Below are 24439 nucleotides of genomic sequence, written 5' to 3'. Positions count from 1 at the left end.
ACACGTTTTTTATAAACAATTAGGCGGTTTTGGCAAACCTGCAAGACGATTGACATGACGAGCGACCAAACCGGTATTAAATAACTGCTGTAGCTTTTGATTACTGATGTCATGATCGGGTAAGGTTTGCTGTAGCCATTTAATCAGCGGACGGGTAGCAGGCGCATGGTTAAATTTGACATAAAATGTGCGTACTTTCTGCAAGATGTCCAAATGTTCAGTATTGATAGTCACATCAATAGTGTTAGCTAGCTGCTGCGCGATAGCAGGCGTCCAAATCGTATGGTCGCATAAATGCCCGTCTTGGTCTAATGCTACGTCAAGTGTTACATCAGAAGATGCAATATAAACAGATTCAGAGGAAGTGGAGTCAGAAGCCGTAGAGTAAATCATAAGGCAATCGTTACCACTTTATCAAAATTGGGACCGTCAACGAGAGTGTTTTGAGTCATGGCAACCCATTCACTATCGCTTAAAATAGCGGCTAATTTGCTAGTAAGATTGAGCTTGGCAGTTGTATCATCACTAAGCTGCGCTACATCCTCGCTCAGGGCATAAATGGCAGCGATATCTTCTATCTCAATGTTCTCAAGGTCACCCAAGTAAGCATTAAACCAGTCAATAAAAGCGACGGTTGAACCTAATAATATAATGCTATCACCCGCTCGCCACGTCGATGCCATTTGTTCTGTGCTGTGTCTGAGCGTATCCATAGTGCAATGTAATTGGTATAAAGTTGCCATAATTGTATCCGCTTGCTTACTGTATTTTTGTCATGTTAAAGTAAGTATTAAAATGAATATTGTCACTAGTACTAAAAGCTACTACTAAAAAACCAAAATCTGGTCGAAATCTTGCGAATTTACCACCTCTGGTATCAAGGTCAGTTGCGTCGCCAAATCCGTCGGTAGCATACCCGTAATCCAACCGCTAAACACATCGTCAGGTAACCAAGCGGCTGGCATATCGTATAATTCAAGCGACTGAATCATGCCGTGCAGACGTGAATCAGGCTGCATTAAAAAGCCAAATACAGGCGCATCCAAATACAGCTGCACCTCATGACCAAAAGTAGCTAAGGTTAAAGCCAGCGCACAGCCTTCATAGCTTGCCATCTCAGTAGGGGTGTGCAAGCGAATGAGTAATTTCATGATGTATTCCTAATCTTAGGTATCGCTAACCATTATTGCTAAGCTGATTGTTTAAGGGATGATTATTTGTACAGCGAACTATAATTCCAATGCTAATTAAAACTGCATTAAACGACAGTCGTCTTGCATCATCATGGCAAGATCACTCAGTCCAACCAGCTTAAAACCAGCTGCCAGATTTTCACTATCTAACTGATGACGCGTACTGTTTTCGCTATCTGTAATACCACGACTAAGCGCCGTACTAACACAAACTGGGAGCGCCAATTGATATTGCTCAGCAAGCTTCTGCCATTCTTGAGTAATATTCATCTGGTCTGCTGATTGCCAGCGTAATCGATTGGCCGTATTGGCAGCATCCGCATAGAAAAAAATATTTAACGACGCATGCGGGTTTGCAGGGCGGTCGCTATTATCGGTCTTATCATTATTATTCGTGTCAGTGCTTTCTAGATAAGTACGAGCATAGCGTAGCGCAATATGTGCCAACGGCTGGCTGGGATCAGCAGTAATCAATAATAGCGGGGTTGAGGTCGTCATAATCGCGGTGTCACTTATGATTAATGAGTATGAATAAAAAAGCACAGCGCCTTAAGTTTTTTAAGACTCAAGATTTTAAGGCTTAAGTTTTGAAGCCTTTTAAGCATTGGCTATTGTAGCATTATTCACGAATTTTTCTTAGGTTCGTCAGTTCTTAGTTAGTAGAGTGCTGTCAATAGCATGGTTGAGAATTTATGCTACTATAAAAACCCTAAAATAAGATTGTTTATAGCCACTTTAATATTATAAAAATAATTTTTCCGATTGATGTGGTTTTTATAGCTTTATGCTGCAAGGAGTTTTCGTCGTTATGCTATCTACCGTACCTAGTGGTACAGGCTTCCAGCCCACAGCAGAGCAGCTAAAAGTGCTACAAACTGCAAGTGAGTTTGCTTATCAGGTTTGGCAAAGTCGAACGGGCGCTTGCCAGACGTTTTTGCGCAGTTATCCGTTACAAAGCACCTTAACACGCCAGCAAATTGACGATTTGATTCAAGATTATACCTTGGATGAGAATTACCAACTTGCCAATGAAGCTAAGGTGATGAGCGGCTTGCGGCATTTGCGTATGTTGTTAATGATGCGCTGGATTTGGCAAGATGCCTTGGCAATAATTGAACTTGAGCAATTGACCGATGAGCTGTCTGAATTTGCGGATGGCTGTATTTTATTTGCCAAAGACTATACGTACCAGCAGCTGATTGCGCAATATGGGCAACCGACCTTTATTAATGCGCAGGGCAATGTGCAAATGGATGATATGGCGATTATGGCGATGGGCAAGCTTGGCGCCCATGAACTGAATTTATCCAGTGATATCGATCTTATATTTGTCCATCAGGCGCGCGGTGAGACAGACGGTGACAAAGTAAAAGGTACGCGCAGCATTGATAATAAGCGTTTTATGACGCGGCTTGGACAAGGCATTATTAGACTGCTCGATAATAATACCGCTGATGGCTTTGTGTTCCGAGTCGATATGCGTTTGCGTCCTTGGGGTGATGGCAGTGATTTGGCGATTCATTTATCAGCACTACAGAAGTACTTTGCTCAGCATGGGCGGGCATGGGAGCGTTTTGCTTGGCTCAAGGCACGGGTGGTTGGGCACATAGAACAGCCGTTTTACGACGATATTCAAGCGCTGATTAAGCCTTTTGTGTTTCGTTATTATGTTGACTATAGTGCTTTTTCGGCCTTGCGAGAGATGAAATCCCTCATTCAAAATCAAGTCGCTCAACGTGAGGATTTGGATAATATAAAGCTTGGCGCGGGTGGTATTCGAGATATTGAGTTTATTGTCCAAGCCTTTCAATTGATCTATGGTGGGAGGCATCCGCAGCTACAGGTTAAGTCTTGTTTGGAGGCGATGCAGGCGCTCTGTCAGCTTGAGTATTTAGAGCAGACCACTTATCAAGAGCTACAAGCCGCTTATCGTTTTTTACGTCGTCTTGAACACGGTATTCAAGCAATTAATGATCAGCAAACGCAGCGCTTGCCGCATGATAGACAATGGCAGCATAATTTGGCGGTCACACTTGGTTTTGATAATTGGGCAGGGTTATTAGCGACACTCAATCATCATCGCTATCATGTTAATGTGCCGTTTGAGCGTATGGTCACCGAACGGCAAATACCGGATCAAGACGACGACGAGCTTGAACCGGAACGTTTAAATGAGCAGATTGCACGCTTAAATGAAGTGTTGACTGAAGACAACCGCGCGCGCTTACAAGGCTTTTGGCAGTCAAAAATGGTCGCCAACTTGAGCGATGAAGCACGTGAGCGTTTGGATGACGCTTATCCTGTAATCGTCCATGCGTTACTTGCGCATCAAGAACAGCAGCAACTGGCTAATATTGCTTTGCCCCGTTTAATTACCTTGCTAGAAGCTATTTGCCGCCGTTCTATCTACTTAGTCATGATTGCAGAAAATCCCAATGCTACCGTTGAGCTGATTCCAATGTTATCAGCCAGCCCTTGGATTGCAAAAGAATTGGCGCAGTATCCCGTACTTTTAGATACCTTTTTACAGCAGCGCTATCGTCACTTACCGGACAAGCCGGAGCTACGTGATATTTTACGTCAACAGTTATTACGGGTTGAACCTAACGATGAAGAGGAGCTACTGAGCGTACTGCGATTATTTAAAAAGAACCAAGTATTGGCAGTGGCTGCCAGTGATGTGTTGGCAGAACGCCCAATTATGAAAGTGTCAGACTCACTGACTTATATTGCTGCTGTGGTACTCGAGGCAGCGCTTGAGCGTGCCTTTGCCGAAATCGTCAAACGCTATGGCTATCCGATTGCTCAAGATGGTGATCCGGTCACTGAAGCGGACTGCGGCTTTGCCATTATCGGCTATGGTAAGCTTGGCGGGTTGGAGCTGTCATACTCATCAGACTTAGACTTGGTTTTTTTGCATAAAATAAAAGAGCAGGGCATGACCACGGGTGAAAAATCCGTCAGCGGCATGAAGTTTGCGGCACGTTTGGCGCAAAAGTTGATGACGTACCTTAATACCCAAACCCGCGATGGCCGCGCTTATGAAGTCGATATGCGTCTGCGTCCCTCAGGTAATGCTGGCATGATGGTGGTTTCTTGTCATGCGTTTGAGACTTATCAGCTTGAGAAAGCTTGGTCTTGGGAGCATCAAGCGCTGGTGCGCGCGCGGGCCATTTGCGGTGATAAACGCGTGACCGCCCGTTTTTTTGATATTCGCCGAACTGTTTTGGCATTACCGCGTACGATTGAGCAAGTTCGCATCGAAGTCACGAGTATGCGTATTAAAATGCAAAAACATTTGGGTACCAGTCAGTGGCAACAGCAAGCCGGCAAGTTCCATCTTAAGCAAGATGCTGGCGGCATTGTAGACATCGAGTTTCTCGCGCAGTTTGCGGTACTGGCTTATTCGCATGAGCATCCAACCCTAACCAAATGGAGTGACAATGTGCGCATTTTTGAAGAGATGGCGACTTTGGGTATTTGGGAGGCGAAGGTTTGTCAGGATTTGACCGATGCTTATTTACGCATACGCGCAGCGACGCATCAATTGGCATTGTCAGAGCAGTCGTTATTGGTTGATGAGGCACTTTGGACAGAAACACGAGCACTGGTACAAGCGCAATGGCAACATCTGATGGGCGTAGATCCAGCAGAATAGCGCTGATGTCATATAATGACACGGCCAAATGATACGATAAGAAGCACAGCGCTTCGATAGCCATTCTACCCAAGGGTATATGAATAAAAGCCATGCAGTGATAAACTAAAATATTGTATTCGCTTCGCTTGCCGGTGATATAATCGCTGGCACATTAAGTTTATGCCTAGAGAAATTGCTTTTGAAAATAGACACTCAGTGTCAGCATACTATTTTAATTAAAATATCTACTTAACACTCAACAAAAAAAGTTAGACGTCAGCGCTAGCATAAGGACTATTAAATGAATATGGCAACACAAGAAGGTAAGCTTTGGATGAATGGCACAATGATTGAACAGCCAGATGCCAAGGTTCATGTGCTTACACATAGCCTGCATTACGGCATGGCTGTGTTTGAAGGCGTACGTGCTTACCAGACTGCTGACAATCGCACAGCGATTTTTCGCTTAAAAGACCATACCGATCGCCTATTGGGTTCTGCAAAAATCTTTCAAATGAATGTACCATTTGATGCAGCGGCACTTGAGCAAGCGCAAAAAGATGTGGTCAAACAAAATAACTTGGCAGAAGCCTATATTCGTCCGCTTATTTGGGTTGGCGCAGAAAAATTGGGTCTGTCATCGCGTGACAATAGTATCAATGCGATGGTTGCTGCTTGGCATTGGGGCGCCTATCTGGGTGAAGACGGTATTAAAAACGGCATTCGTGTAAAAACCTCTTCATTTACCCACCACATGACCAATGTGACCATGTGTAAAGCAAAAGCCTCAAGCAATTATCCAGTCTCTATCATGGCCAACCAAGAAGTGACTCGTAATGGCTATGACGAAGCAATTTTGATGGACCCACAAGGCTACGTCTGCCAAGGTGCTGGCGAGAACTTGTTCTTAGTCAAAGATGGTGTGCTGCATACACCAGATTTGGGCGGCGGTGCGCTTGACGGCATTACCCGTCGTACCATCATTCAATTCGCTGATGATTTAGGGATTAAAGTCGTTGAACGTCGTATCACTCGTGATGAGTTCTACTTGGCAGATGAAATATTTATGACTGGTACCGCAGCTGAAGTCACGCCTATTCGTGAGTATGATGATCGTACTATCGGTAATGGTGGTCGTGGCCCGTTGACTGAAAAACTGCAAACCTTGTACTTTGATGTAGTCCATGGTCGCAATGAGCAGTATATGGATTGGTTAAGCTTTATTGATTAATCTTTAAAACTGCGTTGTATGAAGTGAAAAAGCTAAGACTGTTTTGAGTCTTAGCTTTTTTAAAACTAAAATACGAGTCGCTGATATTAAATATGATTGGTTATTTGACCAACTACTAGAGATGTAAAATATATTAAGTTACTACGTACAGCTAGACTAGATTTTACACATCACAAATGGTCTGGTTTTACATTTAATCCACACCTTGCTTCCGTAGATACATGGAAAAGTGCAGGTGGTTTTTCATTTTAATCGAAAGCGAGATATCTCAGTTTATGTTAGAAAGAATAGGTTATGCCATCATATTAGCGAACATAGTGTATCCTGTCCAAAAGATCAAAATCTTTTAAGAAAATTTCACTCTAAAATATTAGGGTATCCTGTGTAATAGCTAAGATTGAACACATATAAAGAGCCTTTATTTAATGAATAATATTACCTTATGCCTAACGATTGGTAAACGACCCGAGTTATTGCATCAAACATTAACGAGTTTACTTGCAAAATATCACTTCGAGAATGTCATTGCAATTAATGATTTTGGCGATAAAGAAACTAACGATGTCTTTTTGGGTCTTTGTCCGCATGGTATTCTCCTAAATCAAGAAAATCATATAGGGCATCACCGCGCGGTTGATAAAATGTATCAATATGTCACAACGGATTATATTTTTCACTGTGAAGATGACTGGTATTTCGATAGCGAGCTTAATATTGCTTCGTATATTGAGTTACTAAAAACTGATCCCTGTATCACGAGTGTTTGTTTAAGAAAAATATTAGATTTTCCATTCTCGGATGAAGATTTAATGAAAGTTGAATACTTAGATACAATACCGGTTAAAGCAGCTAAATTAACTGCCTTACATGAACAGTGGCATGGATATACCTTTAATCCACATATTATTTCGGTAGATACATGGAAGGAAATTGGTAATTTCTCCACTTATAAAAAAGAAAGGCATATATCACGTTGGCTTAGAAAGAAAGGCAAATATATATTCTTTTTAAAAGAAGGTGTGTGTTATCACATTGGTGAGAATAATAGCATTGCTAATCCACCAAAAACTAATGTTTTTGTACAAATGAAAGCCAAAATCTTTGGGTAATTCTCAATATGAAATTTTGATCAAAATAGATTCTAAAATCTGTTTTGATCAACTTTGATATAGCGTCTTTCACCTTTTGTTCTGAATTTAATTAAATGATAGCCAAGAACAGTTTGTCTTAGAATACGTCTAATTTTAAATACAAATTTTTCCTTTAGGTTTAACTCATATGTTGTTTTAACAGATGATGATACTTGGGCAATCACTGAGTGGAGGACGGTGTCACATGGGACATTGTATTGCTTACATTGATCACTTTGTAAAAGGGCTGCAGGCTCTATTTGGTAGCGATTTAGGGTATTACAACTATGAATAAACTCATCAGCTAAACCAATAGGACGTTGTTGCATATAATCTAATAATATTTTTGCGCCACTAGGATAAATAACATAACCACCTGTACCACTTCTGTCTAAAAATAATCTTAATAGATTATATTGCTTATTTACAATACTAAAATGCTCAGTAGATGAAACTATTTTCTTTCTACCATGGACTTCAAGGTTAACAAAATCAATATCTTGCTGTTCTAGTTCAGACAAAATATGTACAAAATCTTTGACTAATACAGCATCATCTTCTAGTATGGCGCATGGTTCATTTGCTGTAATTACATATTCCCATGCTTTTTTGTGGCTTAAAAAACATGCTAATTCTGCTTTTTTGAGTGGTCTTTGACCTGAAAAAGCCAATCGATGATATTCTGTATCATTAAAATCACCAATTGAAACTGCGGGTAGACGTTCAAACGATAAACCCAATTGCTTGAATTGCATTTCCTGTTGAGCTAAACGCTCAGTAGACTGTTCAAGATTAATAATCAATACTTTCATGTCTTTTATATACTCTGTAAACAACATCTGAGCTTGTTTATTTGTTAAGTAGCTTGTTTTTTATGGCAATATGTTTATTTGACCACATTCTTTTTTGGCGTGGAAATCGTTTCCCAATACGGGCATTATCTATATGTTTCATTTTCATAGTCGAATTATGCGTTGGGTCTATATCACTTTGTACATTATTAGCAATCACTAATTCTGGATACACTGAAAGCCCTTTACTATTTTTAGTAAGCCAAGATTGTAATGTTACGTCAATAGGTGCACTAATTATTTGGTAATCTTGGTAAAAATCTTCTGCACCTTGTCTTGACCAAATTAGACCTAAAGTAAGCACAGGAAAATAATAAGCCTTAAGTAAATTAAACTTGCCCACTTGATGTAAGTGTTTTGATATTTTGCGTTTATTGGCTGCAAGATTCACCATATACCAATTGAGTTTTTGTTCTTCTAACCAAACTAGAATTTTCTGACTTATAGTCTGCAAATCATCTTCTAAAACCAAATCATCTTCTAAAACTATCAAATAGTCTGCATCAGATGCTAAAAATCGTTCAATGCATCTTAAATGACTCAAATAACACCCAATTTCAGCTCCTAATAAATCACGCCCCATTAGTTGATGTGCTTGTTTACTGTCATAGTTTTTATAATCGTGTACATTAAGTAGTCGTCCATCAACTGCTGGAATACGCTTATAGGCAATATTATATTTTTTCAACTCTGTATCGGCTTGCTTTAAGCGTTCAAAACTACTATCAAGATTGATTAAATATACATCAATTTTCATTTTTATTGTGACGCCTCTTTAATTATTTATCGAACTGAATAAAATATATTACTTACCATAATAGACTTTTAACTCATTTTATAGAAAGTTGTAACATTCAATACTTATAATTTGACCCGAATTCAAAAGAGTTATGGAGTATATTAACACTGCTTTTTTAATTATTGCCAATGCTCCTCTAGCCAAGGACTAGGCTTGACATGACGATACCATTTACCACCACCGCCTTTGATGGCATCGGGCGGATTGATCTCACCATGGAAAATAACGATTTTTGCACCATCAGGCAGCATCGGTGCACATAAGAAATTCAAAGGAGTAGGCGCCATACATTGGTATTTGAAACTGACACACCAATCTTTATCCCAATACTCTAAATGGTGATATTCACGCAGATAGTTGGACAGATAAGCTTGCTCATGGCGCACTTGCTGACGAATACTATCAAAGTTACGTTCAAAGTTTGCAAGCAAATCAGGATACGTATCCATGCCGATGTTAAAGCGATAAACCGAGCTATTACCAATCATGCGCCATGGCTTTTTCCAGTCACGGATAATGACCACGCTGTCTTCGTGCTCAGCCTTATAAGTGAAAAAAACATCCATATTATCGACGATAACGATATCAATGTCTAAAAATAAGGCAACACCTTTTAGGTCATATAATTCTGGCTTAAAGGTCGTGAGCTTTTTCCAACCACGTTCAGGGCCCGCTGGTAAATCCATCTCAGGTATGGGGTAACATTGAACGGCAGGGTCGATGCCTGTACTATCATCGGTGAGACAGACCATTTGAAAATCTAATGTCAGATGTCGACTAACCATATTGTAAAGACGGTTAACGTATTCAGGACCATATTTATCGCCCCATTTCATACAAATAATATAACGCTGTTCGGCAGTGCTATGACTGGTTTGTATTTGATCGGTCGATAAAGAGCTGGTTACGTCAGTTGCCATAATATACTCATAAAATAAGTGAAGAGTCTGTCAGTCACGAATTAATCACAAAATATCGTAAAGGATAAGAGCTTGCCAATATTAGCATAGCTATCATTCACGATATTTCTAAATGCTTAACTGATTGTATTATTGTTACTTATTAAGGTTCAGATTCAGGATTACGAGAAGCATATCCATCGTTATGCTTTGCTTGATTTTGAGGATTGTGGCGAATAAAATCAGCCAAAGCTTTTTCTTCCGCGATATAAGGATTGTCTAGAACGGGAATATGCTTAAAACGGCGATAACCCCACATATAATGACTACATTTATCTTCGATCATATGTTGCATGGCAAGATTGAGCGCATACGCCGCAGTTTCAGTATTGCGGTCATATAGGGCAGGGTCATCTAATTTATAACAATAGATATCAAAGCCGCGCCCGTCATCGCGACGAATGCAGGATAAACCAACCAACGCACATTTGGTTTTGCTCGCAAGCTTAGATGCCAATGTACTGGTTAAAGTCTCAATACCAAAAAAGGGTACTATCACGCCACCTGATGGGTCGGGCACATGATCGGGTAGCACAATACTAAAGCCACCTTGTTTCAGGGTCTTAAATACGGCTTTTACGCCGCTACCATCGGTCGGAACCAGTGTCGCATTAAGACGCGAGCGACCTTGTAGTACGAAGTCGTTGGTAAAACCGCCTTTAACTGGCTTATACATAATCGTTGGAGAACCAAACTGATTGAGCCAAGCGTTCATCATCTCCCACGTACCGAGATGTGGCACAATCGCCAGCATACCGTTAGGGCTTGCAAGCCCCTCTAATAAAAAATCTTTATTATAAACGTTGCGAATCTGAGCAATACTCCATTCGGGTGGCATCGCCCAGCTCTTGATAGATTCAATACTGGTTAAACATTGATGATAAATAATGTCTTTAGTTAACGCTTGTTTTTGTCGAGCAGATAACGACGGCGCAACTAGTGCCATATTGATACGCACAGTACGCATAATGCTAGCGTTTGGCATCTTTAATATTACCCAAGCAACAAAACGTGCCAGCATCTGCAAAACAGACAGTGGCACGAATTTGAAGATATGATATGGATTCATGACCATTCACACGGTGATAAATCACATAACGAGCAATATAAACAATATCTGTGCATTATTAAACCGTTTATTGAGCAGGTTTATTAGTATCAGCCTGTATTTTTTCGCGCACACGGATACCAAGTTCACGTAGCTGTTTGCTATCGACTTCAGCAGGTGCTTGAGTGAGTGGACATTCCGCAGTTTTGGTTTTTGGGAAGGCAATGACATCACGAATAGAGTCCGCGCCGACCATAAGCATAATCAGACGATCCAAACCAAAGGCCAAGCCACCATGCGGAGGCGCACCGAATTTTAGGGCGTCAAGTAAAAAGCCAAACTTGTCTTGAGCCTCTTGCTCGCCAATACCTAAAGCATCAAGTACCGCTTGCTGCATATCAAAGGTATTGATACGTAAGCTACCACCGCCAACTTCTGTACCATTCAATACCATATCATAAGCGATAGATAGCGCTTTTTCTGGATTGTCTTTTAATTCCTGCACCGATCCTTTAGGCTTAGTGAACGGATGATGCATTGAGGTCCAACGACCATCGTCAGTTTCTTCAAACATTGGGAAATCAGTCACCCAAAGTGGCGCCCATTCACACGTGGTCATCTCTAAATCTAGACCAATTTTTTGACGTAGTGCACCGATTGCATCATTAACGACACTGGCTTTATCCGCACCAAAGAAGATAATATCATTGCTTTCAGCACCAGTACGCTCAATCAGGCTTACCAGTACATCATCAGTCATATTTTTGATGATTGGTGACTGTAGGCCAGACTCTTTATCGACACCGTTATTGATATTGCTAGCGTCGTTGACTTTGATATAAGCCAAACCACGAGCACCATAAATACTCACAAACTTAGTATAAGCATCGATTTGTTTACGGCTTAATGAAGCGCCGCCAGGGATGCGTAGAGCAGCAACGCGACCTTTAGGATCGTTTGCAGGACCAGCAAATACTTTAAAATCAACGTCTTTCATTAAATCGGCAACGTCGACCAATTTTAATGGGATACGTAAGTCAGGCTTGTCTGACGCATAGTCACGCATCGCTTCGGCATAAGTCATACGTGGGAAGTCTTCAAACTCAACATCCATCATAGTTTTAAATAGATGCTTGATTAGACCTTCGTTGATATTCATGATTTCTTCTTCGTTTAAGAAAGAAGTCTCAATATCCACCTGTGTAAATTCAGGCTGACGGTCAGCACGTAAATCTTCGTCACGGAAGCATTTAGCGATTTGATAATAACGATCAAATCCTGACACCATCAATAACTGTTTAAACAGCTGCGGTGACTGCGGCAAAGCAAAAAAGTTACCCGGACGTGTACGAGAAGGCACAAGATAATCACGCGCACCTTCTGGCGTTGCACGAGTCAAGATAGGCGTTTCAACGTCTAAGAAACCATGGTCATCTAAATAACGACGAATCGTTGAAGTTGCTTTGGCACGAAAAACCATACGTTCTTGCATTTGCGGACGACGCATATCAAGATAGCGGTACTTTAAACGTAAGTCTTCTGATACCGTGGTTTTCTCATCATTTAATGGGAAAGGCGGTGTTTCAGATTTTGCCAATACTTCAATTTCTTTGCCTAGCAACTCAATCTGACCACTGGTCATATTATTGTTTTCGGTACCTTCATAACGGCGACGTACGCGACCAGTGATTTTTAGCACATATTCAGGACGTACCGCATCGGCAATCGCAAACGCTTCTGGCGTATCAGGGTCAACGACGACCTGCAAGATACCCGCGCGGTCACGCATGTCTAAGAAAATCACGCCACCGTGATCGCGACGACGATGTACCCAGCCTACGATACTAATGGTCTGATCGATGAAGCTTTCAGTTACGGCTCCGCAATATTCGTCTCGGTATTCGCTATGCGTCATAGTGCTTTGCGTCATAATATAATTATCCAGTTGTCAGCCCAATTCGAAATACAATAATGCAGCCGCTATTGTGTGATACATGCGCCGTGCCATTTAAGCCTTTAGCTAAAAAAGCACAAATAACGCGATATAAGACAAATGGTCATCACGTTGGCTGCAGAAAATTTGGTGTAAACACATATTATGCCTAATCTGCCCTTGTTATACAACCTGTGGCGTCCAATCAGTGGTGTTCAATCGAAGTGCAGGAACGTATCAGTAGTGGGCGTATTTATTCAGTAATATTTGTATTGGGTTAAATATTGTCATTTTGCTTGAAAATACTAGCCAGCGTGCGCATATCAGGCTAACTTATCAAACCTTATTAAAATTAAAACCACTTCAATTATGCATTACCATTATTTATTTTAACTATCAAGGAATCCTGCTCATGCTTTTTCATCCTTCTAAAAATCCTGTTGAGCTAAGAGTTATTCATCTCAATAAAAGCCAAGAGCAACGTCGTGAAGACCTGATGGAGGCGACCCAAGGTAAAGCGGCGCTTAAACAACTGAAAAAAACCATGGCGAAGAAAGCCAAACAAGCCTTAAAAGTAAAAACTAAAAGTAAAAATAAAAAGAATCATAGCGATGATAAGCAACAAGTTTTTGTTCTTGATTTTGATGGCGATATCAAAGCCACTGCAGTGAAGCATTTACGTGAAGAAATCAGCACGCTCATCAGCACCGCTAATAAAGGTGATGAAGTCGTGGTACGCTTAGAATCAGGCGGCGGTTTGGTTCATAGCTATGGATTGGCAGCGGCACAATTAGCACGTTTAAAAGACGCGGGTCTAAAACTCACCGTTTGTGTCGATAAAGTCGCGGCCAGTGGCGGTTATATGATGGCTTGTGTCGCCGACAATATCGTCGCCGCACCATTTGCTGTGATTGGCTCAATCGGTGTGGTATCGCAACTACCAAACTTCCATAAATGGCTCAAAAATCACGACGTCGATTATGAGATGTTTACCGCTGGCGATTACAAACGTACCGTGACCGTATTTGGTGAAAATGACGCTGAAGACCGCGCCAAATATCAAGAAGAACTTGAGCAGACGCACGAGTTGTTTAAGCATTTCGTCAATAATTATCGTCCAACATTAGATGTCGCTAAAGTGGCGACTGGCGAGCATTGGTATGGTGAAGATGCCCTAAAACTTAATTTAATCGATAGCCTGCAAACCTCTGACAGCTATATTTTAGAGCGCATGGAAAATAATGAAGTGTATGCGCTGCATTCACGTCAAAAGCCAACGTTAGCAGAAAAATTGGGTTTGTCACAAGCCGCAGAAGCAACAATCAGCATGGCGGTTGATAAGCTACCAGATGCATTGGCACGTTTTGATTTGAACAGTCGTTTGAATATCCTAAAATAATCTTAATTGTGTATTGTTTGTATTTTGTAAAAGGCGTGTCCTAGCGGGTCGCGCCTTTTTTGCTGTTTAATCATAAATGCTGTGTTATAAATGGTGCAGATAAAAGAGAGTATACGCACGTACACTATAAAATCTCATTAATATTCTTATGAAATCTCGATGTGAATTTTATAAAAGTTATTAACTATAAGCAAAGAAAAGGATGTCAACTATGTCTACCGACACATTAATGTTTACCGCCACCGAACATGGTCAAGCAATGCATGCCAAAGTCAAAGAATTTATCGAAACCCAAATCGAGCCAATAGAAGCACAGTTTTGGGCGGATTGTCATGCGCAAAACCCAGACGGCGATTGGACCAAATGGCACTGGCCAGAAAAGTACGAGAGCCTGCGTAAACAAGCGCGCGAGGCGGGTTTATGGAATCTGTTTTTGCCAGATGACAAGCTTGGCGCTGGGCTTTCTGTTACCGATTATGCACCGATTGCCGAGCTGACCGGTCGCAGTTTGTTAGCGCCTTATGTCTTTAACTGTAATGCCCCTGATAGCGGTAATATGGAATTATTATGGCGCTATGGTTCTGATGAGCAGCAAGACAAGTGGCTCACGCCAATATTAGAAGGTAAAACGCGTTCGGTGTTTTGTATGACTGAGCCTGATGTAGCTTCTAGTGATGCCACCAACATGCAAGCGACGGCTGTCGTCGATGGCGATGAGATTATCATCAATGGCAGTAAATGGTGGTCGTCAGGTCTGGGTGACCCTGCGGTCGATGTATTGATTGTCATGGCCTATACCCCTGATGATAATAAAGACCGTCATCACCAGCATTCGATGGTATTGGTGCCGGCAAAGACAGCAGGTGTTAATATCGAGCGTATGCTGAAAGTATTTGGCGATTATGATGCGCCGCACGGGCATGGTGAGGTCAGTTTTAATAATGTACGCGTCCCGGTCAGCCACTTTATCGGTGGGCCGGGTATGGGTTTTGAGATTGCGCAAGGTCGCTTAGGGCCAGGTCGTATTCATCATTGCATGCGTTGTATCGGTGCTGCCGAAAAGTCGCTAGAGCTTGCGGTCAAACGTGGTATGCAGCGTACCGCGTTTGGTAAGCCATTATTACAACTAGGTGGTAACTTTGAGCGTATCGCTGACGCGCGCATTAAGATTGATCAAGCACGTTTATTGACGCTATATGCGGCGCAAAAAATGGATGCTCAAGGTACCAAAGCGGCATTGACTGAAATTTCTGCGATTAAAGTCGTTGCACCAACGGTATTACAAGAAGTGGTCGATATGGCGATTCAGATTCATGGCGGCATGGGCGTTTGCCAAGATACGATGTTGCCTGCTTTCTTTGCCCAAGCACGAGCACTACGCTTAGCCGATGGACCTGATGAAGTACACAAAACCATGATTGCGAAATTAGAATTGAAGCGTCAGGGCTTTAGTCGTCCGTCTAAACCTGCTAAATCCTAATATAGCTTAGACATGAGTCTGTCATTTAGTAAAAAACGGGCTCAACGACCACTGTTACTAAAGATTCACTATCGATTATTTGATAGTGAATCTTTAAACCTTAATCTCATACAAAAATAAATGACCACACGATAAGGAACATCTCATGGTAACTGATAATCAGGCCAAGAATATTGACACTGACAATCAAACACTTAATAAAGTCTTAGATAAAGGTGGCGAAGTGCGCGAGGGCGAAGAGCTTGACGCTAAAGCGGTCAGCGCTTGGCTACGTGAGCAAGGCGTTAATATAGAAGGCGAGCCAACCGTTACTCAATTCTCAGGTGGCGCTTCAAACTGGACTTATCGCTTGCAATATAATGGTGATGGCACAGACCAAGATTTGATTCTGCGTCGTCCGCCAAAAGGCACTAAAGCCAAATCAGCGCATGATATGGTGCGCGAATATACCGTGCAAAAAGCCTTAAAAGATGCTTATCCGTATGTACCAAAGATGGTGGCGCTGTGTACTGATGAAGATATAATTGGTGCCGATTTTTATGTCATGGAGCGTATGGAAGGCATCATTCCGCGTGCCAATTTGCCAAAAGGCGTTGATTTAGATCCAGAGCAAACGCGCGCCTTATGTACCAATGTTATTGACGCTTTGATTGAATTGCATCAAGTAGATTATAAAGAGCATCCTGATTTAGTAAATCTTGGGCGCGGAGAAGGTTATTGCGAGCGCCAAGTCACTGGTTGGGATAAGCGTTATGTCAAAGCCAAAACCCCAAATGTTCCTAGCTTTGCATTGATACGTCAGTGGCTTGGTAAGCACGCTCCTGCTGATAGTAAGACTTGCTTGATTCACAATGATTGGCGCTTTGACAACGTCATTTTAGATGCCGCTGATCCAACTAAGGTTATCGGCGTACTTGATTGGGAAATGGCAACCTTGGGTGATCCTTTGATGGATTTGGGCAGCGCATTGGCTTACTGGATTGAGGAAGATGATAATATCGTCATGCAGCAATCTCGCCGTCAGCCAACACACTTGAAAGGCATGATGACCCGTGACGAAGTGGTTGCCTATTATCTTGAAAAGACTGGCCTTAAGATAGATAACTGGATTTTTTATGAAGTGTTTGGACTATTCCGCCTAGCGGGTATCGTGCAGCAGATTTATTATCGTTATTATAATAAACAAACCAGCAATCCAGCTTTTAAGAATTTTTGGATTATCGTCCATGTCTTACATGCTAAGTGTCTGAAACTTATCGCTCAGTATGAAGGCGAGGCTTTGTTTACGAGCCACGTGCAACCGCACCTGCAAGATATGGGCGTCGATGTGGCCATGGTCGAGCAACTGCCGAGTCCTATTCAAACGGTTATCAAAGGCATTTTACCAAAAAGCTATTTTGGACAAAGTACTTCTAAAACTGAAGAATAAACGCTTCAAACGCATATCAAATACAGAAATTTATAGCAGTTTATTCAATCTAAAAAATTTAAAAAAGTACGATTAATAAGGCAATTTTTTATGACAACCATACTTTTAGCACGTCATGGTCAAGCGTCATTTGGGCAAGAGGATTACGATCAGCTCTCAGAGCTTGGTGGTATGCAGGCACAAATGCTGGGTCAGCATTATGCAACGACCCAACGACGAATCGATGCGATTTTTAGCGGTAGTTTGGTTAGGCAGCAAAATTCTGCACGTCATTTTTGGCAAAGTTATCAGTCATCTTTTGGCGAGGGTAATGAGAAACCGAGCGTGTCTACTATCAATCTAAATGAGCCTGATAGCTATGTGCTGCCGCAATTTGATGAGTTTAATCATAAAGATGTACTGATAAAATCGAATCCTGCTTTTGCTAATCGCGTAGCAATCGCCGCTGAGATTGCTAAAGCAGAAGTGCCAGTCACACGTCTAGCGGAGCTGTTTGACGACGCGATGCAGCGCTGGCATGCGGGTGAAAATGACAATGATTATATCGAGAGCTGGCTGCAATTTAATGAACGTGCCAAGCAAGCGCTTGAGCAGGTCCGTCTGCAAGTTGCTAATTTACAGTTGGGTGCTGATGATACAGTGCTGGTCTTTACCTCAGGCGGTATCATCGCTGCTATCACCGCGCAGTTATTACAACAAGGTAGCTCGATGGCGTATCAAATCAATAAAAGCTTAGTCAACACCGGCGTGACGTCACTTACGCTTAAAAATGAACGTAGTCGCTTATTGTCTCTAAATGAGTACAGTCATTTATTCGCTGATGGTAAACGCTTTGTGACATGGCGCTAAAAAAGAGATGAGTAAAATATTAAAGCCCTAATTAAGAAGCCAATTAAAAACATAATAAAGCGGTTGCTGTAACTAGGTAGCCGCTTTTTATGGAGTTAAAATCATTGATTAGCATCGTTAAAATGCTTTAACTTTATGGTACTGTAAATTGATTGCGTGTTTGGTTTACGCTATAACTGCTAAGCTTAGCTAAGTCTATAGGTTTACGCTATGATAGATAATCGACGTCATTTATATTGATACCAACAGGATAGGATGGTCCATGAAAAATAAATTAATAAACTTAGTCACCAGTAGCGCTAAACAGCATAAAAATCAGCTATTTAGTGCTATTCAGCCAGGGCGTTATCTGAAAGCCTTGAATAAGCAGCAAGTTGGACGCGGTAAAACAATTTTAATCACCGGCGCGAGCTCAGGATTGGGCGAGGGCATGGCACGATTATTTGCTAAACTTGGCTATAACCTTGCTATTTGTGCCCGCCGTGCTGATCGTTTAGAAAATCTAAAGTCAGAGTTGATGGCTCAATATCCTGATATTCGTATTGAATATAAAGTCTTAGATGTCAGCGATTACGAGGCGATATTCGACGTCTTTGATGCGTTCGCAGCGGATTTTGAGCATATCGATCGCGTGGTGGTCAATGCTGGTATTGGCGATAGTCGCCGGATTGGGAAAGGGCGTTTTGATACCAATCGTAAAACGGTTGAAATTAACTTTATCTCAGCGCTCGCCCAATGTGAAGCAGCGATGAATATTTTCCGTGCACAAAATAGTGGTCATCTGGTGGTGATATCTAGTATGTCAGCGATGCGCGGCTTACCTAAGCATTTGACCGCTTACGGTGCAAGTAAGGCGGGTTTGGCGCATCTCGCAGAAGGTATCCGTGCGGATATGTTATTGACCAAGCTGCCGATTAAAGTGTCCACTATTTATCCCGGTTATGTGCGCACGGAAATCAATGAAAATGCCAAACCTTTACCGTTTGAAGTAGATGCCGAGACGGGTACCAAAGCAATCGTCGCCGCGATTGAGGCGGAGGTCGACGAAGCTTGTGTACCAAGTTTGCCATGGTCGATTGTCGGTAAAGCTATGAAGCACTTGCCATTACAAGTGGTCAATAGAGTCAGCTGATAGCAGTTTTTTTGCTGATGATGTCAGAGGTATTAAAATCAAATCAATAAAAAGCCCGCTACATTTTATATAGCGGGCTTTTTATTATTTTTGAAACTTTAACGTCTTAAATACTACAAGGTTTGCGGGTTATCTGATATATGTTTTTCACGCAGTTTTTGGCGTAGTATTTTACCGACATTGCTCTTTGGTAGCTCGCTGACAAACTCGATATGACGCGGGCATTTATAGCCGGTTAAGTTATCGATAGCGAACTCTTTGATATCTTCTTTAGTTACATTGTTGTCGGCAGGGACGATATAGATTTTAACCGCCTCACCTTGATGGTCATCAGGAATGCCGATGACCGCACAATCAACAATTCCTTTATAATCAAACATGACGGATTCCACTTCGTTAGGGAAAACGTTAAATCCCGAGACCAAAATCATATCTTTTTTACGATCAAGTAGGGTGATATAACCTTTTTCATTCATACTAACGATATCGCCGGTACGGAAGTAACCGTCTGTCGTAAAGTCATCAATAGGATCTTTATTAAAGTAACCTGAAAAAACATTAGGTCCTTTAATACACATCTCGCCTGACTGATTAAGGCCTACCTGCTTACCGTTTTCATCTATGATAATAATATCGACGCTTGGGCCAGGAGTACCAATGGTACCGTTAAACTTACGATCAGTGACGATATTGTTGGTACCAACTGCCACACACTCGGTCATACCCCAACCTTCAACCATTGGACAGCCAGTAACCTCTAACCAACGCGCAGCGGTCTGTTCGGTCGCTGCCATACCACCTGCTTGTGAGAGACGGAGTGATCTAAAGTCCAAGTCTTTAAAGTTAGGTTGATCAAGCAATCCTTTAAACAAGGTATTGACCGCTGGGAAAATATGAAACGGTTGTTTGGATAAGGTTTTGATAAATCCAGGCATATCACGTGGGTTTGGTACCAAAATAAAGGTATAACCAGAACGCATACCCAGTAAGCTCAGCATGAAGGCAAAAATATGATACAGAGGCAATGCCATGACCATATTGATATATACTTCATTAATTTCTGAGGTAACAGGGCGAAACCATGCTTCTGACTGCATCGCAGCAGCGACGACGTTACGCTGAGTTAATACCGCACCTTTGGATAATCCTGTCGTACCACCGGTATACTGCAAAATCGCTTTTTGTTGCAACGACGTTTTTGGTGCTTGGAACGGCAGATTTTTACCTTTTTTAAGCACGTCAGGGAATTTGGTAACGTTATATTTAGGATCATTAAGATTGTACTTCGGTACTAAGCGTTTGACCTGACGGATAACCGTATTGACCAAAATACCTTTTAGACCCATCATATCGCCCATTTTTGATAGGACAATACGTTTGATATCCGTCTCTTCGATCACTTGCTCGAGTGCTTGAGCAAAGTTATCGACCACAAAAATCACTTGAGCACCTGAATCATTTAGTTGATGACGCAGCTCGCGACCGGTATACAGAGGGTTGATAGGGGTACAAACATAGCCTGCACGTAAAATACCAATCATGGTCGGTAAATACTGTGGTACGTTTGGCATCATGAGCGCAACGACGCTGCCTTTAGGAATACCTTGTGCTTGCAACCAAGCAGCGACGGCAAGAGAGGCTTTATCAACATCACCATAAGTATGAGTCACACCCATACAAATAGTCATCGGATGCATACGAAAGCGGTTAAAGCACTCTTCATATAACTCTATCAGGCTCTCATACTGATCAGGATTGATGGTCTTAGGTACGTTTGCTGGGTATTGAGCAAGCCAAGGTTTATCAGTGGTCATACTTAGCGTCCTTAAATTTACGATAAGTTAAGGTTCTATAAAAAAGTAGTCACATCCCTGTCAACAACATTGTCATCGCTATATAAGCAATGGATTGTCGAGTGTTATCCTATTTATTCACAGACTGCTAAAATACGGTGACCTTTATACAAATGTATTGAATTGCAAGATTGTTTTACGAAAAAGATATTTAACTACCAAAAATAAGTATTGAAGTAGATTAAACGACAAGTAAAGGATTTTAATATTAAAACAAAAAACATTATCACCCAGATAAGGCTAGTCGGTTAACCTCAATCGCAAATACTATTAATATAAGTTAATAAATAATAGCGTAACATATTTTGGCAGTACATTAACATAACTACCATTGAGCTGGTTATTCTTATACAAGAACTTGTTAGTTTATAATTAAGTTTGATAAAGTAAAAGAACTGTGTTGCAAGTAAAATAAGATAAGTGGTTGTGAATATAAGATAAAAGGTGGTAAAACACAAAAAATCGCCCTATATATGATAGAGCGCTTTTTTAATGGCTTTTATATTAATAAACTATTGAGGCTTTGCGTTAATTAACGTTGTGGATTGTCAGCGATATGCTTTTCACGCAGTTTTTGGCGCAGTACTTTACCGACATTACTTTTTGGCAACTCAGTCACAAACTCGATATGACGCGGGCATTTATAACCAGTCATGTTGTCTAAGGCAAACTCTTTGATTGAGTTTTTAGTAACGTTATTATCAGCAGGAATAACATAGATTTTGACTGCTTCACCTTGACGATCGTCAGGAATACCAATCACGGCGCAATCAATAATCCCTTCACAATCAAGCATGACGGACTCTACTTCGTTAGGGAAGACGTTAAAGCCTGAGACCAAAATCATGTCTTTTTTACGGTCTAATAATCTAAAGTAGCCTTTTTCATCCATGCTGACGATGTCGCCAGTGCGGAAATAGCCATCTTGGGTAAAGTCTTCGCTACTGTCTCTGTTCAGGTAACCTGAAGTAACGTTAGGGCCTTTAACACACATCTCACCTGCTTGGTTGACACCAACGCGATTGCCTTCATCGTCAATGATGATAACATCAACGCTTGGCACAGGAACACCAATGGTGCCATTAAACTTACGGTCAGTAACGACGTTGGCAGTACCGACTGCGACACCTTCGGTCATACCCCAACCTTCGATCATTGCACAGCCAGTGGTTTCGAGCCAGCGCGCTGCCGTCTGTTCGGTTGCCGCCATACCACCTGCTTGCGAGATACGTAGTGAGCTAAAATCAAGGTCTTTAAAGTTTGGATGATCAAGCAAGCCTTTAAACAAGGTATTAACCGCTGGAAAAATATGGAACGGTTGTTTTGATAAGGTTTTGATAAATCCAGGGATATCACGCGGATTAGGTATCAATATAAAGGTATAGCCCGAGCGCATACCTAATGAGCTCAACATAAAGGCAAAAATATGATACAGCGGTAGTGCCATGACCATATTGATATAGACCTCATTAATCTCTGAGGTAATCGGGCGCGTCCAAGCTTCTGATTGCATGGCTCCTGCGACGATATTACGCTGAGATAAAATGGCGCCTTTAGATAAACCTGTTGTACCACCGGTATATTGTAAAAAGGCTTTTTGATCCAGTGACATCTTTGGCTTTTGGAAGGGTAGGTGCTTGCCTTTTTTTAGCACATCTGGAAACTTCGTTACTTCATGTTTAGGATCATTAAGCTTATATTTTGGTACCAAGCGTTTGACCTGACGAATAATGGTATTCACTAAAATACCTTTTAGACCCATCATATCGCCCATTTTTGATAAGACAATACGTTTGATATTGGTCTCATCAATAACTTGCTCGAGTGCTTGAGCAAAATTATCAACCACAAAGATAACCTGAGCGCCTGAATCATTTAGTTGATGACGCAGCTCGCGACCTGTATACAGAGGGTTGACTGGCGTACAAACGTAACCTGCGCGCAAAATACCAATCATCGTTGGCAGATACTGCGGCACGTTTGGCATCATGAGTGCAACCACGCTGCCTTGAGGCAATCCTTGCGCCTGTAACCAAGCAGCGACCGCAAGAGACGCCTTATCAATGTCATCATAAGTATGGGTCACGCCCATACAGATACTCATCGGATGCAAACGAAAGCGGTCGAAGCACTCTTCATATAGCTCCATGATGCTGCCATATCTATCTGGATCGATAGTTTTTGGTACACTCTTAGGGTATTGGGCAAGCCAAGGTTTATTCAACATCATAGTCAGCGTCCTGGTAGTTCAATTAGGTTTCTATCGTTAAGCAGTCATATCCATGTCAATAAGAAAATCAGCGCTGACATAAAAAAATTGCCGCTGAGTTTGATAACATCCTTATCTATTGACGGACCACTAAATTTATAACTATTGTTCATTTTTGAGAAATGATAAAAGCGTTAATATCAAGTAAATTCGCCCATCTTAAAAAATCATACTTAATTTTACAGCGTTTTTACCACTTCTCTGCAACTAAAGAATAATGCATCGACGATATAATGATACATTTAAGCAATACATTAGCATGAATTTAAGTAAAGGCAATATTAACATGAGCGTACTGCCCAGTACATATAAAATGCGGATAAATAAATTTATTCATTATGCAATAAAAATATGACTAACGGTCATTATGGTAGGACGAACTGCTGTTTTTTATTAAAAAATCGCCGATAAATGAGTAAAGCGCTTATCGTACAGCCAAGGGTGCTACTGACGCAGATTAAAAACATCGTTACAATTTGATAACGTACAGCTTGGGTGGGGTCGGCGCCCGCAATTATTTGCCCAGTCATCATACCCGGTAGGCTGACAATACCGACAACCAGCATCGAGTTTAGGGTAGGCGTCATGCCATTGATGATCGCAGCTCGTATCTGTTCGTGTACCGCTTCAAATGGTTTGGCAGAGAGGCTTAACATCATCTCGATGCGCCCTTGTTGCCCATGAAGGTTTTCGATAAGCTGATTGCTGGTCAAGGAGATGGCCGTTAAAGAATTGCCAAGTATTAAGCCGAGTATAGGAATGATAAATTGCGGTGTATACCAAGGTTGCACTTGTAAAATAAGGATAATAGCGATGACTGTCACCAATACTGCTGATGTACTGACAGCGATTAACGTATCGACTAATAAGCCTTTATAAGTACGTTTGACCCGATTTTTTGCAGCGCTACCGGCAATCAAAGTCATGATAGTCAAAATAATAAGGACTTCGTACCATTGTTCCCGAGCGAAAATCCATGCCAATATTAGCCCGATAAAGCTAAGCTGTATCACCGTACGGACAGCAGCAATGAAAAGTGTTTTGGTCAATCTTAGACGTAGAAACCATGAGACGAGCAGCACGATGATAATCAAACTGCTGGCAAGCGCAATATCAGCATAAGTCAGTACGATTTGCATATTGTTTGTACTCAAATTACAGGAACTCGCTATAAAAGAAATGAATGTCAAACAAGTAAGGCTTAAACAAATAATAGTCAAATTAAGCAATATTGAGCGATTGAT

The 24439-nt window shown here is 41.5% G+C and carries 20 protein-coding genes; 8 read left to right on the top strand and 12 right to left on the bottom strand.

What is annotated here, in order from left to right:
- Positions 1–9: 9 nt before the first annotated feature.
- From JMW39_RS00785 to tusD, 4 genes are all read right to left on the bottom strand, one after another.
- On the bottom strand, positions 10–393 hold the full coding sequence (locus tag JMW39_RS00785) for a TusE/DsrC/DsvC family sulfur relay protein (RefSeq protein ID WP_201543028.1): 384 nt from the start codon (positions 391–393) through the stop codon (positions 10–12).
- Positions 390–743, bottom strand: a complete 354-nt coding sequence (locus tag JMW39_RS00780) for a hypothetical protein (protein WP_201543027.1) — start codon at positions 741–743, stop codon at positions 390–392. The genes JMW39_RS00785 and JMW39_RS00780 overlap by 4 nt, the downstream gene beginning before the upstream one ends.
- Before the next feature lie 84 nt (positions 744–827).
- On the bottom strand, positions 828–1151 hold the full coding sequence (locus JMW39_RS00775) for a hypothetical protein (protein ID WP_201543026.1): 324 nt from the start codon (positions 1149–1151) through the stop codon (positions 828–830).
- A gap of 96 nt (positions 1152–1247) precedes the next feature.
- Complete coding sequence (gene tusD / locus JMW39_RS00770; RefSeq protein WP_201543025.1) at positions 1248–1691, bottom strand: sulfurtransferase complex subunit TusD; 444 nt, start codon at positions 1689–1691, stop codon at positions 1248–1250.
- A gap of 310 nt (positions 1692–2001) precedes the next feature.
- Between tusD and glnE the strand changes: the two genes are divergently transcribed.
- From glnE to JMW39_RS00755, 3 genes are all read left to right on the top strand, one after another.
- On the top strand, positions 2002–4851 hold the full coding sequence (glnE, locus tag JMW39_RS00765) for a bifunctional [glutamate--ammonia ligase]-adenylyl-L-tyrosine phosphorylase/[glutamate--ammonia-ligase] adenylyltransferase (protein WP_201543024.1): 2850 nt from the start codon (positions 2002–2004) through the stop codon (positions 4849–4851).
- Between the two features lie 283 nt (positions 4852–5134).
- Complete coding sequence (locus JMW39_RS00760) at positions 5135–6064, top strand: branched-chain amino acid transaminase (RefSeq protein ID WP_149490023.1); 930 nt, start codon at positions 5135–5137, stop codon at positions 6062–6064.
- Positions 6065–6489: 425 nt separating this feature from the next.
- On the top strand, positions 6490–7173 hold the full coding sequence (locus tag JMW39_RS00755; RefSeq protein WP_201543023.1) for a glycosyltransferase: 684 nt from the start codon (positions 6490–6492) through the stop codon (positions 7171–7173).
- A 32-nt stretch (positions 7174–7205) separates the two neighbouring features.
- Here JMW39_RS00755 and JMW39_RS00750 read toward each other — a convergent pair whose 3' ends face one another.
- From JMW39_RS00750 to aspS, 5 genes are all read right to left on the bottom strand, one after another.
- On the bottom strand, positions 7206–8006 hold the full coding sequence (locus tag JMW39_RS00750; protein ID WP_201543022.1) for a glycosyltransferase family 25 protein: 801 nt from the start codon (positions 8004–8006) through the stop codon (positions 7206–7208).
- Positions 8007–8043: 37 nt separating this feature from the next.
- Positions 8044–8802 carry a glycosyltransferase family 25 protein gene (locus JMW39_RS00745; protein WP_201543021.1) on the bottom strand — a complete coding sequence of 253 codons (759 nt, stop codon included), beginning with the start codon at positions 8800–8802 and terminating at the stop codon, positions 8044–8046.
- Positions 8803–8963: 161 nt separating this feature from the next.
- Complete coding sequence (locus tag JMW39_RS00740; protein ID WP_201543020.1) at positions 8964–9764, bottom strand: glycosyltransferase; 801 nt, start codon at positions 9762–9764, stop codon at positions 8964–8966.
- A gap of 142 nt (positions 9765–9906) precedes the next feature.
- Positions 9907–10872: a lysophospholipid acyltransferase family protein gene (locus JMW39_RS00735; protein ID WP_201543019.1), complete on the bottom strand. Its 966-nt coding sequence runs from the start codon at positions 10870–10872 to the stop codon at positions 9907–9909.
- Between the two features lie 67 nt (positions 10873–10939).
- Positions 10940–12766 carry an aspartate--tRNA ligase gene (gene aspS, locus JMW39_RS00730; RefSeq protein ID WP_201543499.1) on the bottom strand — a complete coding sequence of 609 codons (1827 nt, stop codon included), beginning with the start codon at positions 12764–12766 and terminating at the stop codon, positions 10940–10942.
- 400 nt (positions 12767–13166) lie between these two features.
- Here aspS and sohB point away from each other — a divergent pair, with 400 nt between their 5' ends.
- The 5 genes from sohB (at position 13167) to JMW39_RS00705 (ending at position 19073) form a co-directional block, all read left to right on the top strand.
- Positions 13167–14183: a protease SohB gene (sohB, locus tag JMW39_RS00725; protein WP_265088431.1), complete on the top strand. Its 1017-nt coding sequence runs from the start codon at positions 13167–13169 to the stop codon at positions 14181–14183.
- A 229-nt stretch (positions 14184–14412) separates the two neighbouring features.
- On the top strand, positions 14413–15663 hold the full coding sequence (locus tag JMW39_RS00720; RefSeq protein WP_201543497.1) for an acyl-CoA dehydrogenase family protein: 1251 nt from the start codon (positions 14413–14415) through the stop codon (positions 15661–15663).
- Positions 15664–15808: 145 nt separating this feature from the next.
- The gene (locus tag JMW39_RS00715) at positions 15809–17092 is read left to right on the top strand and encodes a phosphotransferase family protein (RefSeq protein WP_201543017.1); all 1284 of its coding nucleotides are present in this window, start codon (positions 15809–15811) and stop codon (positions 17090–17092) included.
- A gap of 90 nt (positions 17093–17182) precedes the next feature.
- Complete coding sequence (locus tag JMW39_RS00710; RefSeq protein ID WP_201543016.1) at positions 17183–17941, top strand: histidine phosphatase family protein; 759 nt, start codon at positions 17183–17185, stop codon at positions 17939–17941.
- Positions 17942–18203: 262 nt separating this feature from the next.
- Positions 18204–19073: an SDR family oxidoreductase gene (locus tag JMW39_RS00705; protein ID WP_201543015.1), complete on the top strand. Its 870-nt coding sequence runs from the start codon at positions 18204–18206 to the stop codon at positions 19071–19073.
- Positions 19074–19186: 113 nt separating this feature from the next.
- Here the strand turns inward: JMW39_RS00705 and JMW39_RS00700 are convergent, their stop codons facing one another.
- The 3 genes from JMW39_RS00700 to JMW39_RS00690 all read right to left on the bottom strand — a co-directional run bounded on the left by JMW39_RS00700 (position 19187) and on the right by JMW39_RS00690 (position 24349).
- Positions 19187–20887, bottom strand: coding sequence for an AMP-binding protein (locus tag JMW39_RS00700; protein ID WP_201543014.1), 1701 nt, complete (start codon positions 20885–20887; stop codon positions 19187–19189).
- Between the two features lie 571 nt (positions 20888–21458).
- Positions 21459–23156 (bottom strand): AMP-binding protein, encoded by a 1698-nt coding sequence (locus tag JMW39_RS00695; RefSeq protein ID WP_201543013.1) that lies wholly within the window; start codon positions 23154–23156, stop codon positions 21459–21461.
- Positions 23157–23560: 404 nt separating this feature from the next.
- Positions 23561–24349, bottom strand: a complete 789-nt coding sequence (locus JMW39_RS00690; RefSeq protein ID WP_265088424.1) for an ABC transporter permease — start codon at positions 24347–24349, stop codon at positions 23561–23563.
- Between the last annotated feature and the right edge of the window lie 90 nt (positions 24350–24439).

The organism is Psychrobacter immobilis, assembly GCF_904846175.1.
GTDB lineage: Bacteria > Pseudomonadota > Gammaproteobacteria > Pseudomonadales > Moraxellaceae > Psychrobacter > Psychrobacter immobilis_E.
Note: the sequence above shows the minus strand (reverse complement) of the source record. Positions and strands in the feature narration are given on the sequence as shown.

Coding starts and splice junctions, on each gene's coding strand:
- JMW39_RS00785 (WP_201543028.1), bottom strand. CDS start 393: ATGATTTACTCTACGGCTTCTGACTCCACTTCCTCTGAATCTGTTTAT.
- JMW39_RS00780 (WP_201543027.1), bottom strand. CDS start 743: ATGGCAACTTTATACCAATTACATTGCACTATGGATACGCTCAGACAC.
- JMW39_RS00775 (WP_201543026.1), bottom strand. CDS start 1,151: ATGAAATTACTCATTCGCTTGCACACCCCTACTGAGATGGCAAGCTAT.
- tusD (WP_201543025.1), bottom strand. CDS start 1,691: ATGACGACCTCAACCCCGCTATTATTGATTACTGCTGATCCCAGCCAG.
- glnE (WP_201543024.1), top strand. CDS start 2,002: ATGCTATCTACCGTACCTAGTGGTACAGGCTTCCAGCCCACAGCAGAG.
- JMW39_RS00760 (WP_149490023.1), top strand. CDS start 5,135: ATGAATATGGCAACACAAGAAGGTAAGCTTTGGATGAATGGCACAATG.
- JMW39_RS00755 (WP_201543023.1), top strand. CDS start 6,490: ATGAATAATATTACCTTATGCCTAACGATTGGTAAACGACCCGAGTTA.
- JMW39_RS00750 (WP_201543022.1), bottom strand. CDS start 8,006: ATGAAAGTATTGATTATTAATCTTGAACAGTCTACTGAGCGTTTAGCT.
- JMW39_RS00745 (WP_201543021.1), bottom strand. CDS start 8,802: ATGAAAATTGATGTATATTTAATCAATCTTGATAGTAGTTTTGAACGC.
- JMW39_RS00740 (WP_201543020.1), bottom strand. CDS start 9,764: ATGGCAACTGACGTAACCAGCTCTTTATCGACCGATCAAATACAAACC.
- JMW39_RS00735 (WP_201543019.1), bottom strand. CDS start 10,872: ATGAATCCATATCATATCTTCAAATTCGTGCCACTGTCTGTTTTGCAG.
- aspS (WP_201543499.1), bottom strand. CDS start 12,766: ATGACGCATAGCGAATACCGAGACGAATATTGCGGAGCCGTAACTGAA.
- JMW39_RS00720 (WP_201543497.1), top strand. CDS start 14,413: ATGTTTACCGCCACCGAACATGGTCAAGCAATGCATGCCAAAGTCAAA.
- JMW39_RS00715 (WP_201543017.1), top strand. CDS start 15,809: ATGGTAACTGATAATCAGGCCAAGAATATTGACACTGACAATCAAACA.
- JMW39_RS00710 (WP_201543016.1), top strand. CDS start 17,183: ATGACAACCATACTTTTAGCACGTCATGGTCAAGCGTCATTTGGGCAA.
- JMW39_RS00705 (WP_201543015.1), top strand. CDS start 18,204: ATGAAAAATAAATTAATAAACTTAGTCACCAGTAGCGCTAAACAGCAT.
- JMW39_RS00700 (WP_201543014.1), bottom strand. CDS start 20,887: ATGACCACTGATAAACCTTGGCTTGCTCAATACCCAGCAAACGTACCT.
- JMW39_RS00695 (WP_201543013.1), bottom strand. CDS start 23,156: ATGATGTTGAATAAACCTTGGCTTGCCCAATACCCTAAGAGTGTACCA.